The organism is Flavobacterium ginsenosidimutans, assembly GCF_003254625.1.
GTDB lineage: Bacteria > Bacteroidota > Bacteroidia > Flavobacteriales > Flavobacteriaceae > Flavobacterium > Flavobacterium ginsenosidimutans.
The window spans coordinates 85,212-102,904 of sequence record NZ_QJRJ01000076.1; the positions used below are offsets into that span (position 1 = coordinate 85,212).

The 17,693-nt window shown below is 32.7% G+C and carries 9 protein-coding genes; all 9 read right to left on the reverse strand.

The annotated features are described in order from the left end of the window. Window position 1: 1 nt before the first annotated feature. On the reverse strand, window positions 2-5,146 hold the full coding sequence (locus tag DM444_RS11145) for a T9SS type A sorting domain-containing protein (RefSeq protein WP_111286605.1): 5,145 nt from the start codon (window positions 5,144-5,146) through the stop codon (window positions 2-4). Window positions 5,147-5,150: 4 nt separating this feature from the next. Next, window positions 5,151-7,214 carry a fibronectin type III domain-containing protein gene (locus DM444_RS11150; protein WP_111286607.1) on the reverse strand — a complete coding sequence of 688 codons (2,064 nt, stop codon included), beginning with the start codon at window positions 7,212-7,214 and terminating at the stop codon, window positions 5,151-5,153. Between the two features lie 81 nt (window positions 7,215-7,295). Beyond that, a complete protein-coding gene (locus tag DM444_RS11155; protein ID WP_111286609.1) occupies window positions 7,296-8,060 on the reverse strand; it encodes a hypothetical protein in 765 nt (254 codons plus the stop codon). Window positions 8,061-8,224: 164 nt separating this feature from the next. Continuing rightward, window positions 8,225-10,945 carry a DNA gyrase/topoisomerase IV subunit A gene (locus tag DM444_RS11160; protein ID WP_111286611.1) on the reverse strand — a complete coding sequence of 907 codons (2,721 nt, stop codon included), beginning with the start codon at window positions 10,943-10,945 and terminating at the stop codon, window positions 8,225-8,227. A 45-nt stretch (window positions 10,946-10,990) separates the two neighbouring features. Further along, window positions 10,991-11,899: a DUF4435 domain-containing protein gene (locus tag DM444_RS11165; protein ID WP_111286613.1), complete on the reverse strand. Its 909-nt coding sequence runs from the start codon at window positions 11,897-11,899 to the stop codon at window positions 10,991-10,993. Window position 11,900: 1 nt separating this feature from the next. Next, window positions 11,901-13,232 (reverse strand): AAA family ATPase, encoded by a 1,332-nt coding sequence (locus DM444_RS11170; protein WP_111286615.1) that lies wholly within the window; start codon window positions 13,230-13,232, stop codon window positions 11,901-11,903. Window positions 13,233-13,389: 157 nt separating this feature from the next. Beyond that, complete coding sequence (locus tag DM444_RS11175; RefSeq protein ID WP_111286617.1) at window positions 13,390-15,258, reverse strand: DNA topoisomerase IV subunit B; 1,869 nt, start codon at window positions 15,256-15,258, stop codon at window positions 13,390-13,392. A gap of 161 nt (window positions 15,259-15,419) precedes the next feature. Then, on the reverse strand, window positions 15,420-16,595 hold the full coding sequence (gene pncB, locus DM444_RS11180) for a nicotinate phosphoribosyltransferase (RefSeq protein WP_111286619.1): 1,176 nt from the start codon (window positions 16,593-16,595) through the stop codon (window positions 15,420-15,422). An 85-nt stretch (window positions 16,596-16,680) separates the two neighbouring features. Then, window positions 16,681-17,652 carry a transglutaminase domain-containing protein gene (locus tag DM444_RS11185; RefSeq protein ID WP_111286621.1) on the reverse strand — a complete coding sequence of 324 codons (972 nt, stop codon included), beginning with the start codon at window positions 17,650-17,652 and terminating at the stop codon, window positions 16,681-16,683. Window positions 17,653-17,693: the final 41 nt, after the last annotated feature.

The following is a 17,693-nucleotide window of genomic DNA, read 5'->3' on the forward strand; positions in this document are numbered from 1 at the left end:
TTTAGTAGATGATAATTTTTTTAACAAGAGTTTGCTGTTCTGTTTCTAGCACCAAAAGGTACATTCCGGATTGCAATGAAGTATTAAAATCTACTTCGTAGTTTTTCCTGCCTGAATCTTTTTTCTGCATAGTAAATTCTCCCGTGGTCGAAAACAGTCTTAGATTTACTGCACTGTTGTTTTCTAAATTGATAAGAGCTTTAAAGTTTCCGTTGCTAGGATTTGGCGTTACGATAAAATCTATAATAAATTTTGACGCACTACTCGCATTTGGAAATGTACTTCTCTGTTCTACCGTAATATTTTTATTGTATACGGCGAAGCATTCTCCCTGCGTTTGCTGTAACCCTATGGTATAAGTACCTATGTCATTAAATTTAAGTGTAATGTATTTTTCTTTTTGCTCTACCGTTTTTACTCCTTCAGGAACTATCCATTTTGTGCTTTCGCCAAATGGATCACTGGTATTAACAAGAATAACTTCTTCGTCCAGATATGCCTGAGAACTTAATAAGAATTCAGAACTAATTATGGCCTGACTTGTTTTTATTACAATTTCATCTTCGCCAATACAGCCAAGGGCTGATGTTACTTTTACACGATACGTTCCTGCTTTCGCTACACTAACTTTTGCTTGGTTTGAGGTAAATCCGTTTGTGGATGTCCAGCTGTATTGGGCATTTTGATCTGCGATAGTTGCGTCAAGTTCTAAAACCTGATCGTTACATAGGGTTCTGTCTTTTCCTAAATCGACTATAATTGGGTTTGGATCTTTTAAAACAAATCTCTTTTTATACACACAGCAATCCGGACAGCTAATGGTCACCTCATAATTACCTGCCGTAAGATTATTTAAATCTTTGGTCGTCGCTCCTGTATTCCATAAGTAAGTATAAGGCAAATTTCCACCTGTAACATTCAGGTGTATTGAACCGTCATTACCATTATAGCACGTTGGATTCTTTACTGTTTCAGTCGTGAAAATTCCTTTTGGATCGCCCACAAAAATGCTTCCTTGAACCACGCATCCTTTTGCATCTGTGACTAATACAAAATAATTGTTTGTGGTAATGTTTTCAATTTTAGAAGTTGTTTCTCCGTTTGTCCACTCGTATGTATAAGGCGCTGTTCCGCCAGAGACATGAGCTTCTGCCCATCCATCATCACCTTTATTACAGCTGGCATTGAGTTTTGTAAACGTCAAATTTAGTTTTGCCGGCTGCCCTATATATTGAACTGCATCTGTCTCTTTAACTAAAATATTATTAGTATACGTGCCTAATTTTACTCCATTAGCATCTTCAATATTCAAAGCACACGTTCCTTCTGAAATATTTTCAAGAGTTTCGTCCTGATCACTCCATATCACCCAAGAGCCGTCATTTTGCTTTTTCTTCCATGTGTAATAATAAGGAAATCCATTGTTTTTATCTGATGGGAGCTGAATTCCTCCTTTTACATGCGCAGTTAAAATTCCATCCTGCGATTCATCTCTTTGATTGTCTTGTGGATTTATATCGGTTTCATTTCCGAATTCGTTATTTACATTACAAGAAATAGTACGCACTATTTCGAAAGTAACTTCAAGCGGATCTGGTTCTTCCAAAGTGATAATTGAATTCGAAATGTTACAGCTAGATTTATTTGTTGCTGCATCATAATTGGCATCATGCACATTTAAAGTGTATGTTTCGTCAGAAAGTCCATTTAAAGAAATCGTATAAATATCATTATTAAAACTTGCAGTAGCTATCTGTATAATTCCTTTACTATTTTTCCATTCATACCAATAAGAATTATTTGCAGAAATAGTACCTCCAGTAACTTCTACTACGATTTTTCCGTTTGTTGCCTTATAAAAACTTGGATTTAAAACCTCTGTATATTTTATTGATAAAGGTGCTGATGGCTCAATAATAGTGACGCTTTCCTGAGTTGTACATCCTTTCGCATCTGTTATAAACACCCAGTATTCCCCAGCTTTTAGAACCGTATTTTTATCCGTCTCAACGTCATTAGACCACTTATAATCATAAGGAGGAGTTCCTCCTACTACATTCGCCGTTGCCCAGCCATCATTTCCTCCATTGCAAAAAACATCGCCTTTGGTTATTGTTACAGCTAATTTTGGAGGCTCTTGCATCAATTGTGTTGCATCAATTTCCTGTACTAGCTTATTATTAACATAATTTCCTAATACGATACCGTTTCTATCTTTTACATTTAAGGCATAATTTCCGTGCGAAAGATTTGAAGCTGTTTCTCCTGTAATATTAGGCAAAGCCATCCACGAGCCATCAGCTTGCTGTTTTTTCCAATAAAAATAGTAGGACAGTCCTTTATTTGCAGAAGCTGCTAATGGAGTACCACCTGTAACATGAGCTGTTAAAATACCATCCTGTGACTCATCTCTCTGATCATCTTTTGGATTAATATCTGTATCATCACCAAATTCATTATCTGTGTTACAAGAAATAGTACGCACAATTTCGAAAACAACTCTTAAAGGATCTGGTTCTGTTAGTTTTACTTCTGATTTTAATACCGAACAATTTATAATTTGATTAGTTACTTCATTATAATTTTTATCTTTAATGGTTAAAAAATAATCATCGGCAGGAATATTATCTAATCTAATGGTATAAATACCATCTATTATTTCTGTAGTTGGAATTTGTATTTCTCCTTTAGCATTTTTCCATTCGTATTCATACGATTGATCTATATTTGGCGTCCCTCCTGTTATCTTAGCTACAATGCGTCCGTTAGTTCCACCAGAGAAAGTAGGTGACAAAATTTCTTCATATTCAATTGCTACGGGAATCTGAGGTTCTGTTATAATGATACTTCCCTTTACAAAACAGCCTTTCTCATCTATAACCTCTACAAAATATTCTCCAGCAGTTAATTGCGAAATTTTATTGTTGTTTATAATTCCGTCATTAACATTATACCAAGTATATTTATAGGGCGCTGTTCCTCCTGTAACATTTGCTGTTGCCCATCCATTATTTCCTTCGTTACAAGAAACATTTCCTGAGTCAAATATCAAGTCTAATTTTACAGGTTCTAAAATTTCTTTTGTCGTTAGAGTTGCTGTTACTAAATCTGTAGTATTATAAGTTCCTTTTACAATTCCGTTAGCATCTATAATATTTACAGCGTAATTCCCTTTTGAAAGATTTTGAGCTATTTTAGTAGTCTGATCATTCAAAACATCCCAAACATTTGTTACAATATTATATTTTGACCAAACGTATTGATAGGGAGCCGTTCCTCCCGTAACATTTGCAGTTAAAGCCCCGTCTGAAAATTTTTCTGATTCTGTGTCTAAATTTTCTGTGTTGCAAGAAATAACTTGTGTTTCTGTTAAGGTTATTTCAATAGGCTCAGGCTGAGTTAAAATTTGGGAAGATTCGATAATAGAACAGCCAACCTTATTAACTGCTTGATTGTAATTTTTATCTGTTACTGTCAATTTATATTCTCCTGCAGGAGCATCCTCTAACGAAATAGTATACGTTTTATCTGCTGTATTATATTGGGCTGTAATTCCAAATTCTTCGCCAGTAGTTTTAACCCATTTATAATCATACGATTTATCATCTTTTATTGTCCCTCCAGTAATCGCTGCAGTGATTTTACCATTAAAAGCTCCATTAAAAGTTGGGTCTTGTTTGTAAGTATAATTTACCATTAGTGGAGCTGAAGGCTCAGTTATTGTTGTTTCAATAACTTTTTCTTCTCCCAGTTCTACTTTTCCTTCAACTAACCTTTGAACTCTAGCTATACATCCATTCATGTCTTTTACTTTTATCTTGTAAGTTCCAGAACTTAAGCCAGTAATGGTATAAGGTTTATTATTAGGAAAAGCTATCCAGCTGGCTCCGTTGTCTAACGAATAATAATCATTTCCTAAAGTTTTACGTGTTCCTCCCGTTGGAGTTATTGTTATAATACCATCTTGAGATCCATAACAATTTACATTACTTATATTTAACGTGAAATCTAATGGTGAAGGAGGTGCTATTTCAAAATCTTTTTGGTGTTCGGGGTCCATCACATATGTATTAGCCCCTGTTTTATTTGGTTCTTTATACCAACCCAATAATTTTATTCTATATTTCCCCTTTGGAAAATTATAAGGAATTTCATACTTTAAATTATCTTCTATAAAAATAGTTTCTCCATCTTGAGTAGAGTAAATTACTTCTATGATATTTCCTGCATCATCTAACTCAGAAATTGAGCATGTCAATGTTTCTCCTGCTACCAATTTTGAATTAAATTTTATTATAGCCCTTCCGTCATTTGTATCAAAACATTTGGTATCTTGAGCATCAACAGAGTCAATGGTTGGTGCTGATTTCGCATATAATAATTCTACTGTAGTCCCGTAAGTGTTAGCTCTCAAAGTAATTTTTTTTCCTACAGCCTCAACGGGTAAAAAGTCTTCACAATTTACATTTAATGAATTTACTCCTTGATACTCAAAAGGCAAACTTCTCCAAACATCAACCCAGCGCCATGACACCCCTACTCTTTTATATTCCTGTTCTCCCTCAATATGATACATCCATTGAAAATATTCGCTCGAAACACCATCCATTTTGGGTATAACTATAGAACTTTTTGTACCGATAATGTTATTATTCGAATCTGGGTTTGAAAGATTAATTACAGGTATTGATGTTACCGTGACCTCACCTGGGATTTGCCTGTTCCCATTTTCAATATTTTGAAATTCTGTGAAATTATAGATTCTTGTAAAATTTCTTGAAACAACTAAGTAACCATTATTATAATAAGAACTACAAGCTGAATTCCCTTTTCTATTTACCGTTCCAAAATGCAGTTTAACAATTGGATCATTCTCATAATAAATAATATTATCATAATTAATGGATTGATTCATAAAACTCTGAGAATTACTTTGATAAGTACCAAAATGATTTTGTATTCGAGAATTAATTTCAAATTCTGAAGAAATCCATTGCAATCCTCTAAAAGTCCCACAACTTCCTGAGCCTGCGCCTCCAACTTCTCCGATAATTGACAATTTATAATGAGCCTCACCTTCTAAATTAATTTGCCCAAAACCAAATCCCGAAATCAATAAAAAAACTAATAAGTAAATCTTCTTCATAATCTTAATAGACAACAGTTAAAACTTCTTCTTTTACGGGGTTGTTACTCTGCAAGCTTGGAATCAAGTGATACTCGTATTCCATATTTATTTTCAAATTTTTATCTTCTATAGTAAACACATCTCCATTTAATTCTTTCCATAGAGTTGGCTTAGTTCCTTTTATATTTTTATAAATACTCAAACTCATTACCTTGCCTTTATTTTTGTTATAATCCCACATAAGGACTATTTTTTTGTTTTCTCTATCAGGCAGCCCTTGTAAAAAAGAAATTACTTTAATTGGCGTAAAATCTAAAACCTGTACTGTAATAGTAGAATGATCTAATGATGACCAATTATTACTTTTATCCCTTGCCAGAATAGCATATTGATACGTTTTCTTATTTTCTACTCTGTCATCTGTAAATTCCTGAATTGTATCGTTTATCTGTTTTATCTCCTGCCATTTTTCTTGCCCTTTTTCTCTTCGTCTTAAACTATATCCTGCGACGTCTTCACTGTAACTACGAATCCACTTTAAGTAAACTTTTCCATCTTTGCTATCATAATCTTTAAAAATGGGTGATGCAGGCGGAATTTTATCCGGTTTATCTAAAACCAAAATATCTGAAGGTTCTGAAATATTAAAGCGCATATCTTCGGCAGCAATTCTATAATACACTTTGCTGTTAGTCATTTTTAGACTTACGCTATCCTTATATGTATTGCCCACATAAGATTTATGATAAATATCTACAAACTCTTCTCCTGCTGTATTTGCTTTTAAAATTCGATATCCACGTAAATCTTTTTCCTGATTTGGTTTCCATTTCAATCGTACCGTTCCAAGACTATCAATTACACCCTCTAGTCCAATTGGTTTAGAAGGCGGTATCGAATCTACTGGCTGCACCAACATACTTTGTGAGGTTAACCTCTGATTATTTTTACCTACAACTGATATTGTAAAATAATTGGATGGAAATAAATTTTCCTTATAGTTTAGTTTTCTCTCTGATGGAGGGATAATTTTTGAAACTACTTTATAAGGTCCTTTATCATTATCTGCCAAATTGATTTCGTAACCTTGAATAAAACTTTCTGATGCTACAGGATACTCCCATTCTAAACTAACTTCATTTGAATTAATAATGTTATAGTCAATCAATCTTGCCGAAGTAACAACGGCATCCACGCCTTTTGCTGTAATAGGTTTTGTTACTTCACCTTTTTCTCCAAACGAGGTAATACCGTATAATCTATAATGATATATTTTATCGTTGACACTTAGTGTATCTACATAATACATCGTTTTTGACGGATGATCTTCCTTATCATTTAAATTGACAAGAGCTGTATTTGATATTGGCGCGTAATTTATTCCGTCAGAAGATTTCTCGACCATAAAAGAGGTATAAATTCTTTTGAAGGTTTCATAATCCCAGGAAAGCATTACTTTTTTATCATCGGGAATTGCAATAAAATCTGTTGGCGCTGGCAATACACTATAATCCTTTAAACCAATTACATATGATGATTCTTTTACTTTTGGAGTTTCAAAAACATTAACTTGATAAGCGTATACTTCGTTCTTTTTTACATTGGTATCTACAAATCCCCAGCCTGCTTTTACAGCACCTTCAAAACTCATATCTGCAGCATATAATGCAAAAGTGTAACGCTGATCAAGTTCATCGGCCATATTGACAATTCTAGACAAATCACCTTCTTTTGCTGCGGTTACTTCAAAGCTTTCTCCATATATCGATTGCGCTATGATAGCAACGTTATTATCCTTTTGTACTAAATCCAGCCAAGAATCCAAAGGTTGCGGCAGTAATGGCTTTGGGGTTAGTACTATTTTTTCAGGATTAGATAAAATAATTCCATCCCGCAATACAGTAGTTCGGGTAATTATAAATCCTTTTTTATTTGCTTTCTGCCATTCAATTGGGGAATTTATTGCCCAGCGGATTAAAATTTTATCTTTTTGAGCGCGCGCATTGACCATGACTGTTGGACGCTTAGTTTGAGAGTATGATACCGATATAAATAAGAATAAAAAAAGAAATATTTTTTTTGCCATCAAGATGTAATTATTTTAATAATAAAAAAAGCAAATACTTCAACCTGTTAATGAAGTATTTGCTTTGTTTTAATCAAAATTTTAATAAAAGTATTGTGTGATCTCTGTTGATCCGCCACCAAAGGTTACAGATTCTTCGGTTGGATAATTATCTGCATTATATTTGTAAGTAAAGGTTGCTACATAAATATTAACGTTTGTTCCCGATCCTGCAGTGTGAATTATTTTAATAACATTGTTTACAGTACTACTCGGCTCTTCAATATCTAATAACAAATTAAGTCCCGTAATATTTTTCCTTGGAGCATTGTTAGCATCATACTCATAAGTTAGAACATGTTCCATTCCATCTGAATACTCATTTTTTACTAGATTCGCATTCTTGAATGTTAGTTTTCCAATTGTCTTACTTCCTTCTTGTACTGCAGTACTGGAATTTATTCTAATTTTTTCATAAGAAACGGTTCCATCAGAATTATGAACAAATTCTATTTTATTATAATTTGGTGCTCCAGTTTCTTTTGTTGTCGAAGTTGTAAGCTTACCATTTGTATAACTATAATCAGTCAGAATATCTAATTCACCATTTTCATCAATTTCTTCCATTTTTGTAATTAAGTCTCCTGTATAGCTATATTTTGTCAGGTAACCGTATTCATCAGTAATACTTACAATTTTATTTCCATTATATTTAATTTCTTCCGAATAAGTACTACCGTCACTTTCGGTTATAGTTGTCTTTTTAACTAAAATTGAAGAGGTTGAATCAGATGAATCATTATCATCTTTTGAACAAGATGTAAACACAAATGCAATTGCACCTAATAAACATAAAAATTTTTTCATGGTTTTTGATTTTAAATTAATAGCTAATCTAAAGATCAAAATAGGAGTAAAGCTCCACTAGAAGCCTAAATTATAACAGAATAAGACTTATCAAAAAAATGTTAAAAAAAATAATCTAAAAATAAAAAAACGCTAAGAACCAAATCTTAGCGTTTTTCATTTTTCTATTCTAAAACTAAACCAATCTGGCCGTCGTCATCTAATTCAGTTTCGACTGGATCGTCTTCTGGAATTTCTGTTTTTTCTGGAATCTCTTCAACTGGTTCTTCATAAGGAAGAGGTTCTAATAAATTCACCTGTCTTAATTTGTCCGTTGTCAATTGATTTCCTAAAGCTTTGAAACCTTTTACGGCTATAAAGTCTTCTACATCTATATGCAAATCGTCTTTTTGAACTCCTTTTACTTTCGCAAAAACCAATTGTGCTACTGGACGATAATCTGTCGAAACAATTTCTAACTGCGAATTCGGATGATCGGTAATAAAACTTTCTTCTTTTCCTTCATTTTCTACAAGGAAACGCTTTAAGAAGTAACGCTCTTTTTCTCCATCATAATAAATCGCAGAAATCGGTTTTTTAGGTTTCCATTTTTCCAGAACGATCATGTCTTCATCGAAATGAGTCGATAATTCAGGAATAATTACTTTCAATTTCCCTGATTGATTAATTACTAAGATTTTGTCTGTCGGTTTAAATTCTCCTAACAGTTCTCCTCTGGCGTCAACATTTAAACGTTTTACGGTATCATCAAACCAAACTTTTCTTGGCAGTAATGTCGAAATTCCTTTTTCTTTTAATTCGATTTTCTTGATTGGATATTTGGTCACTAAATTCCCTTTAGAACCACGTCCTTTAATGGCTAAATTAGCAAAATCAATATCGAATTTCAGTTTCTTAATCGTTCCAACTTGACGTAATAAAATAGTCACAACCTCAGCTTCTCCATTTGGATTGTGTGAAAAATAAACTACTTGCGAACCATTTGTTCCATTAGTCAAATCGTAAGCTTTATCACGAGTTACTCCCGTAACATTAAAACGTTTTATATAAGACGGACCTGATTTTCCATCACGATACATCATATTATAAATGGTACGTTTATCGTTTTTATCAAAAACTGCGGCATGTATAATGTCTTTTCCAATAAAAGTTTTGGCATCTACTTTTGTGATCATCAATGTTCCGTCTCGTAAAAACACGATAACATCATCAATATCAGAACAATCACCTACATATTCATCTTTCTTTAAACTCGTTCCTACGAAACCTTCTTCTCGGTTTACGTAAAGTTTTGTGTTACGTAAAACTACTTTTGTCGCTTCTACGTTGTCAAAAACACGAAGTTCTGTCTGACGCTCACGCCCTTTTCCGTATTTTTCTTTTAATTTGGTAAAGTAAGCAATTGCAAAATCTGTTAAATGTTCCAGATTATGCTCTACTTCTTTCATTTCGTCTTCTAACTTAGCAATTAAATCATCCGCTTTATCAGAGTCGAAACGTGTAATACGAATCATCGGAATTTGAGTTAATCGCTGTAAATCATCATCATTAATTTCTCTAACGAATGATTTCTTGAAAGGCTCAAAACGATCGTATAAATATTTATAAAGTGATTCTCTATCTCCGTATAATTTAAAGTCAATATACATTTCTTCACGAATGAAGATTTTCTCCAAAGTAGAAAAGTGCCACTTATTTTTTAATTCTTCTAGCTGAATTTCTAATTCCTGACGAAGTAAATCAACAGTTCTATGTGTTGAAATTTTCAACATTTCAGAAACCCCAATAAATAAAGGTTTATTATCTTCAATAACACATCCTAAAGGTGCAACTGAAGTTTCGCAGGCTGTAAAAGCAAACAAAGCATCAATCGTTTTGTCCGGTGAAACGCCTGGAAAAAGATGAATTAAAATTTCAACATCGGCAGCGGTATTGTCTTCAATTTTCTTGATTTTGATTTTACCTTTTTCATTGGCTTTCAAAATACTATCAATTAAACTCGATGTATTGGTCGAAAACGGAATCTGTGTAATCACCAATGTATTTTTGTCTAATTGCGAAATTTTAGCTCGCACACGCACACGTCCACCACGCATACCGTCGTTATAATTTGAAACGTCAGCAATACCTGCGGTCATGAAATCAGGATAAAGCGTAAACGGTTTTCCTTTTAAAATCTTGATCGAAGCGTCAATTAATTCGTTGAAGTTATGCGGTAAAACTTTCGTTGATAAACCAACTGCGATACCTTCAGCCCCCTGTGCTAAAAGCAATGGAAATTTTACAGGAAGATTGTTTGGTTCTGCACGACGTCCATCATACGAAACTCCCCAATCTGTAATTTTTGGAGAATACAAAACCTCCAAAGCAAATTTTGATAAACGTGCCTCAATGTAACGCGAAGCTGCCGCTCCATCGCCCGTTAAAATATTACCCCAGTTTCCTTGGCAGTCAATCAATAAATCTTTTTGACCAATTTGTACCATGGCATCACCAATACTCGCATCTCCGTGTGGGTGATACTGCATGGTGTGACCTACAACATTAGCAACTTTATTATAACGACCATCATCTAGCTCTTTTAAAGAGTGCATAATACGACGTTGAACAGGTTTGAATCCGTCCTCGATAGCAGGAACTGCACGTTCTAGAATTACATACGAAGCATAATCCAAAAACCAGTCTTTGTACATTCCCGTTACTTTGGTAATAACGTCTTCTCCTTCTTCTTCCTGATTTTCGTAAAAATGCTGTCCTTCAAAGTGTTTAGCATCTACGCTGATAATATCCTCGTCATCTCCATCCTGATTATCATCCATCAGGTTTTCATCTTGATTATTCTCGTCGTCGTTTGGAATTATGTTATCCTCTTCTTCGTCTTTCATATATTTTGTTCAGTATAAATACTAAATATTTTAAAATTTAAAAATTTAGTTAATCACTTTATTGATATAAACATTTAAACAATCTGGAGTTTCTGCATAAGTACTAAAAAGAGCAATAGCTTGTTGATTATTTAATTGGGTTCCAAAAGAAAATTTTATAGGTTGACCATTTGTTTTGGAATCCGCGAGCATATAATCTATAAATTTGAGTAAAAAATCCATTTCAAATTTGCCTCTAAATGTTCTTAATGCATCACAATTTTCAAATTCAAGTATTTTTAGGCTCAAAATTTCTTCCTCTACTTCTGGAGCATTTGGAAATTTATCCAATAAATCTTGAAAGGTATAATTTTGCAATATTTTATCTATTGAGATTTGAATTAATCCTTTCGGAAATTTATCTTCTAATTGAACGCCAGTTTGAATATTTTGCTCATTTCTTATTGTTATTAAACATGCATACCACGCGTTAAATAATAAAGTTACATTATGAAATTCTTGCTGTCTTTCTTGATAAAGCTTCAAATATTTCTCATGTAATGCATTAGTAGTCTCTGATAAATGAAATTCATTGCTCAAAATTTGTTTAAAAACTTTAAAATCAACAAATAAATTTTCTATAGAATAACATGGTGTTTCATAAATAATTGGCTTTTGTACAGGCAATTCTTCATTAAAATCTCTATCTACAAAAAAAGCTTTTTTATAATTATTGTATACTACTTGATTTTTTATAAGATTATGTACTTCTAAAACTTTTGATCTACCTCCACATTTTATTGGATGAAAATCATCTGTGTATTTTTTTATCCTGGGAACATAATACGGATTATCTTTTCCTTCAAAAAAACAGAATAAATGATTCGGTAATTTTCCAGTTGAGTCAACAAATTCAGCGTAAGCTACAACCGATCTCATTCGACTTTCTCTTAATTCTTCAACACTCAAACTCATATTATAAATTCTCAGAAAGTGAATAATATTCGTTAAGTCCAACAGCATACTTATCCAATTCATTATCAAAAATGAATGGAGAATGAGTAACCGCTAATAAAAAATCACATTTATTTGAGTTTACAATATCAGGTAACAATGCCTTTTGCCACTTCATGCTAAGTGAAAGCTCGGGTTCGTCAAATAAAACAATAAATCTTTTATCTTCAGAAGAAAGATAAACTTTAGAAAAAATAGAAACTATTTGTTTTTCTCCAGATGATAAATTTTTTAAATCAATTTTATTGTTAGTTATTTTAGATTTAATATAAATATTAATGTTGCTTTCATCATAATACACTTCTTTATTTACAAGGTATTTATTACATGCATCTTTAAATATTTTTATCAATTTATCTAATGGCTTTTGTTTCTCATAGCTTTCAACTAACTTATTTAGCAAATGAATAGATAAAGGATTATTTACTTTTTTTGCAATAACAATATTTTTGATAGATTCCTTTTGTATTTCAGAAAGCAAGGAGCCAACTCTTGATAATATTAAATTGATGTCCTCTTCATTAGTTTTTTCAAGAACATTATTTTCAAATTCATTATCATCAATAACTATATTTAATACATCTTTTGTAAACTGAGTTAATCCCTCTTTTAGTAATTTATCTATTTTATTTTCTAATTGAGTTAATTTCCTTTGAACATCATCCATTCCAAACTGAATCAATGTAGTATCTTCTTCAAGAAATTCATCATCATTATATCCTAAATTATGCAAATCCTCTTCAACTCTTCTATAAGTTGGAAAATACATGATCTCTGAATTTCCTAATTTTTTTTGAATTTTTAAATCTAATTTCTTAAAAACTGGATTAAATTTAAACTCTTTTTCAAAATCTTCAAAAAATCTAAATAATCTATGAATTGGGTATTTTCTAAACTTTGAATTAGTTTCAAGTAATCTTTCCAACTCATATGAATTTCTCTTCTTCTGATTAAATCTTTTACTTAAAGATTCAAATTGAGCATATCCAAATTCTTTAATGAATTCTTTTACTTCACTTTCTTTATAAATTCTATCGATTGAATTCTGAATTTCATCTTTTTTGATTTCAATATGATTTTTTTCATCATTATCAAATTCAATAATAAGCTTATAAAAGTTGAAATCATTTAATCTTAAAAAATTTCTTGTAAGTGTATAATATAACAAATTAAGAATTTGAGTTTTCCCTAATCCATTTTCACCTATTAATATTTTTTTATTTTCATCAAAAAAAATATCAACATCGTTCGTACCAAACAATCCTACTACACTAAATCTCTTTATATAATTCATAGTTTTGAATATTTCTAAAACAATTAACTTATTGTTTTTTCAAGTTTTTTTTCAATTCCCCAGCCACTGACTGGGTTTTATATTCTGAAAACCGCAGACAGTGACTGCGCTTTTCAAAATTAAAAAATTCCGTGACAATGTTAAGGATTTTCATTTCTTAAACCTCCTCAAGCTCATCAATCTCAACTTTCAAATTCTTGATAATAAACTCTTGTCTGTCTGGTGTATTTTTCCCCATATAAAAAGATAACAACTGCTCAATCGAAGTATGTTTGTCCATCATAACCGGATCAAGGCGGATTGTGTCTCCAATAAAGTTTTTAAACTCATCTGGCGAAATCTCCCCCAAACCTTTAAATCGGGTGATTTCTGGTTTTGGTTTTAGTTTTTCTATCGCGTCTTTTCTTTCTTCTTCAGAATAACAATAAATTGTTTCTTTTTTGTTTCTAACCCTGAAAAGCGGTGTTTGTAAAATATATAAATGCCCTTCTTTGATTAATTCTGGGAAAAATTGTAAAAAGAACGTAATTAAAAGCAAACGAATATGCATTCCGTCGACATCGGCATCGGTTGCGATTACGATATTGTTGTAACGTAATTTTTCTAATCCGTCTTCGATATCTAACGCTGCTTGCAATAAATTGAATTCTTCATTTTCATACACAATTTTCTTCGTCATTCCGTATGAATTCAAAGGCTTACCACGTAAACTGAAAACGGCTTGTGTATTTACGTCACGCGACTTTGTAATCGATCCGGAAGCCGAATCTCCCTCGGTAATAAAAAGCGTGCTTTCTAAGTTTCTTGGGTTTTTAGTATCTGGAAGATGCGCACGGCAATCTCTTAATTTTTTGTTGTGAAGATTCGCCTTTTTAGCACGATCTGTAGCCAGTTTTCTAATTCCTGATAATTCCTTACGCTCACGTTCTGCCTGAAGAATTTTACGCAATAAAGCTTCGGCAGTTGTTGGATTTTTATGCAGGTAATTATCTAACTTTGTTTTGATAAAGTCGTTTACAAAAGTACGAACAGAAACTGCCGGCGTTCCATCATCAGAACCCATATCTGTAGAACCTAATTTAGTTTTGGTCTGAGACTCAAAAACTGGTTCCATTACTTTAATACTAATCGCACTTACAATCGATTTACGAACGTCTGATGCCTCGAAATTCTTATTGTAAAACTCACGAATCGTTTTTACAACCGCTTCACGATAAGCCGCTAAGTGCGTTCCTCCCTGTGTTGTATTCTGACCGTTCACAAAAGAGTGATATTCTTCGCTGTATTGCGTTTTACTGTGTGTAAGCGCAACCTCGATATCATGTTCTTTTAAATGAATAATTGGATATTCTAAATCTTCTTCGCTTATTGTTTCTTCTAACAAATCACGAAGTCCATTTTCTGAATAATATTTTTCTCCATTGAAAATAATAGTCAAGCCATTGTTCAAATAACAATAGTTTTTAACCATTTTAATCACATATTCTAAACGGAATTTATAGTTTTTGAAAATCGTTTCGTCTGGCGTAAAAGTTACTTTTGTTCCTTTACGTTTTGTGGTCTCCACTACATCTTCTTCTAAAACCAGATTTCCAGCAGAAAACTCCGCTGCTTTTTGTTTGTCTTCACGAACAGATTCTACGCGGAAATAATTGGAAAGTGCATTTACCGCTTTTGTTCCGACACCGTTCAAACCTACCGATTTCTGGAAAGCTTTAGAATCGTACTTTCCACCTGTGTTCATTTTCGAAACTACATCGACCACTTTCCCCAACGGAATTCCACGTCCGTAATCACGAACAGAAACCGTTTTATCTTTTATCGTTACCTCGATAGTTTTTCCAGAGCCCATTACAAACTCATCGATACAGTTATCTAAAACCTCTTTTAATAGAATATAAATACCATCATCTGGAGAAGAACCGTCTCCCAGTTTTCCGATATACATTCCCGGACGCATACGGATATGTTCTTTCCAATCAAGCGAACGAATATTATCTTCCGTATATTGATTTTGCTCTAGCATATATGATTTAGGATTTTTTGCTAATGTACCATTTCTTAACAAAAAATGAAAGCGTATTTTCTTTTTGTTATGAATAATAACAGTTTAAAATCTATTTAAATTGATTTTAAAATAAAATGGCCTATAAAATTATAAAAAACTGCTTTTTCGTCAAAAAAAAACTATTTGATTCCGAGTACTTCTTTTGCCAAAGCAATCATTTCGGGCGTTCCAGTGTTTTTATTTTTTTCGTCTGAAAGTTTTACAACACCCTGCCAATGTGTGTTGTCGGGTTTTGTATCGGTTAATTTTATGACCATATTCATTGCTGGCAGTCCAACATCGTTGGTAAAATTTGTTCCGATTCCAAATGACATTTTTATTTTGTCCTGACAGAAATCGACAATCTTTTTTACTTTATCGTAATTTAAAGAATCTGAAAAAACAATCGCTTTTGATTTAGGATCGATTCCCATTTTGATATAATGCGAAATTACTTTTTGAGCAAATTCTATCGGATCGCCACTATCATGTCGAACTCCGTCAAAAAGTTTGGAATATTTTTTATCAAATTGATTGAAAAATATTTCTGTAGTATAAGTATCTGTTAAAGCGATTCCGAGATCTCCGCCATAAACTTTTGTCCAGTTTTCAAGTCCAATGGAATTCGCCATTTTAAAACCATATTGAGCAGCATGAAACATAAACCATTCGTGAGCGTGCGTCCCTAAAGGTCTTCGGTTATTTACCATTGCAAAATGAACATTGCTGGTTCCTATAAAACTATTCCCGCCATAAGTTCGTAAAGTTTCATTTACCAAATCTTGTACATCATAAGAATGGCGTCTTCTCGTTCCAAATTCTAAAATCGAAACTCCAAGTTTATTGTAATTATCAATTTTCTCTTTGGTAAGACTTTTTACCGCTTCATCATTTAAACGAATTAGATGATTGGCTTTGTAAAATAGTTCTGAAATCAGAGCCATTAAAGGCACTTCCCACAAAATGGTTCTGTACCAAAAGCCTTCAACAACAACTTTAATTTCTGAACCTTCTTGACTTATCTGAACTTCGGACGGATCAAAACTATAGCCTTGCAAAAAATCCAAATAAGTCGGATCAAGATATTGGCAATAATGCGACAGATAACTTTTTTCTTCTTTTGTCAAACGAAGGTCGGCCATCGCATCTACCGAATGGCGAAGTAAATCTGCAAAACCATCTGGAAAAATATGTTTACCACGATTTATAAATCCGTAACGAACTTTTGCTTTTGGGAAAAGTTTGATTACAGCATGCTGCATCGTAAATTTATAGAAATCATTGTCTAAAATTGATTTCAAAAAAGTTGTTTCCATGGTATTCATATTCGGATCATTCCTCGCTAAGATACGGCAATTTCACCAAAAGGAAAAAAATCAATCGAATAAAGCTTTATAAGTTTTACTTCGGAATTACCTTAAAAGCGGCAAAAGATTTTCCAAAAACATAAAATTCAATAAAACGTCCCAGTTTTTTCTCATAAGTAAGCTGAAACTCCATTACTCCATTTTCTACTTTTGATTTTTTTACCTTTATTTTTTCATCTTTTTTACCTAGATAATACAAGTCGTCTATTCTGGAAAGATTTTTAATTTTAAAAGTAATGTCGTCACCATCATTTGCGTTAACTACTCCAGAAAAAGGCATTAAAATTTCGCAATTTTCTTCTATAAATTCATTGTATATAAGAGGGCCATTCAAAAACTCTGCTTTATTTCCTGTATTCCCTTTATACATTGCACTCTCTGCATAATGTTTGGCATTAAAATATTTCGGATCCATGTCAAAATAGATCGGAGTAAATTTTTTCACCGATACTTTTCGGCGGGAATCATAACTTCCCTGACCCCATGTAGCATCAACTAGAATCCACTTTCCATCTACTTGAACCGAATTCCATGAATGATTCAAGATGTAATTCCTTCTACCGATATCTGTCAATTCGGCTTTTGCGTCTCCATGTATTACCTGGCATTTTAAACCTGTCAATAAAGCCAAATGCTCATATAACTGAGAAAATCCTTCGCAAACTGCTTTTCTTGATCGAAATGCTTTTTGTGTTGTTTTTGCATTTTGCAATTGTAGTTGCTTTGCCCAATCAGAATCGCTTTTTGAAATTTCTTTTGGTTTAGGTGGATTTAAAAATGTATCCAAATCATATTCGATATTTAATGCAATCCAGCTATAAATAGCCCTTGCTTTATCATGTTCTGTGGTAAAATCATTTTTAATTCTCTCCGCTAATTTTTCGGTGCTCCCAAAATCAGGATATTTTAAAACGATACTATCAATAGCAGTATACTGTTGCGAATAAGAAGGGCTTATAAAAATAAAACTTAAAAGGAATGCTAGAACAATTTTCTTTATTGTCATTATACTATTAGGGTTTAGAAATGGGTTGAAATGGGGAAACT

Bases quoted from the DNA above. Each gene is read 5' to 3' on its own strand.
- DM444_RS11145 (WP_111286605.1), bottom strand. From the start codon at position 5,146: ATGAAGAAGATTTACTTATTAGTTTTTTTATTGATTTCGGGATTTGGT.
- DM444_RS11150 (WP_111286607.1), bottom strand. From the start codon at position 7,214: ATGGCAAAAAAAATATTTCTTTTTTTATTCTTATTTATATCGGTATCA.
- DM444_RS11155 (WP_111286609.1), bottom strand. From the start codon at position 8,060: ATGAAAAAATTTTTATGTTTATTAGGTGCAATTGCATTTGTGTTTACA.
- DM444_RS11160 (WP_111286611.1), bottom strand. From the start codon at position 10,945: ATGAAAGACGAAGAAGAGGATAACATAATTCCAAACGACGACGAGAAT.
- DM444_RS11165 (WP_111286613.1), bottom strand. From the start codon at position 11,899: ATGAGTTTGAGTGTTGAAGAATTAAGAGAAAGTCGAATGAGATCGGTT.
- DM444_RS11170 (WP_111286615.1), bottom strand. From the start codon at position 13,232: ATGAATTATATAAAGAGATTTAGTGTAGTAGGATTGTTTGGTACGAAC.
- DM444_RS11175 (WP_111286617.1), bottom strand. From the start codon at position 15,258: ATGCTAGAGCAAAATCAATATACGGAAGATAATATTCGTTCGCTTGAT.
- pncB (WP_111286619.1), bottom strand. From the start codon at position 16,595: ATGGAAACAACTTTTTTGAAATCAATTTTAGACAATGATTTCTATAAA.
- DM444_RS11185 (WP_111286621.1), bottom strand. From the start codon at position 17,652: ATGACAATAAAGAAAATTGTTCTAGCATTCCTTTTAAGTTTTATTTTT.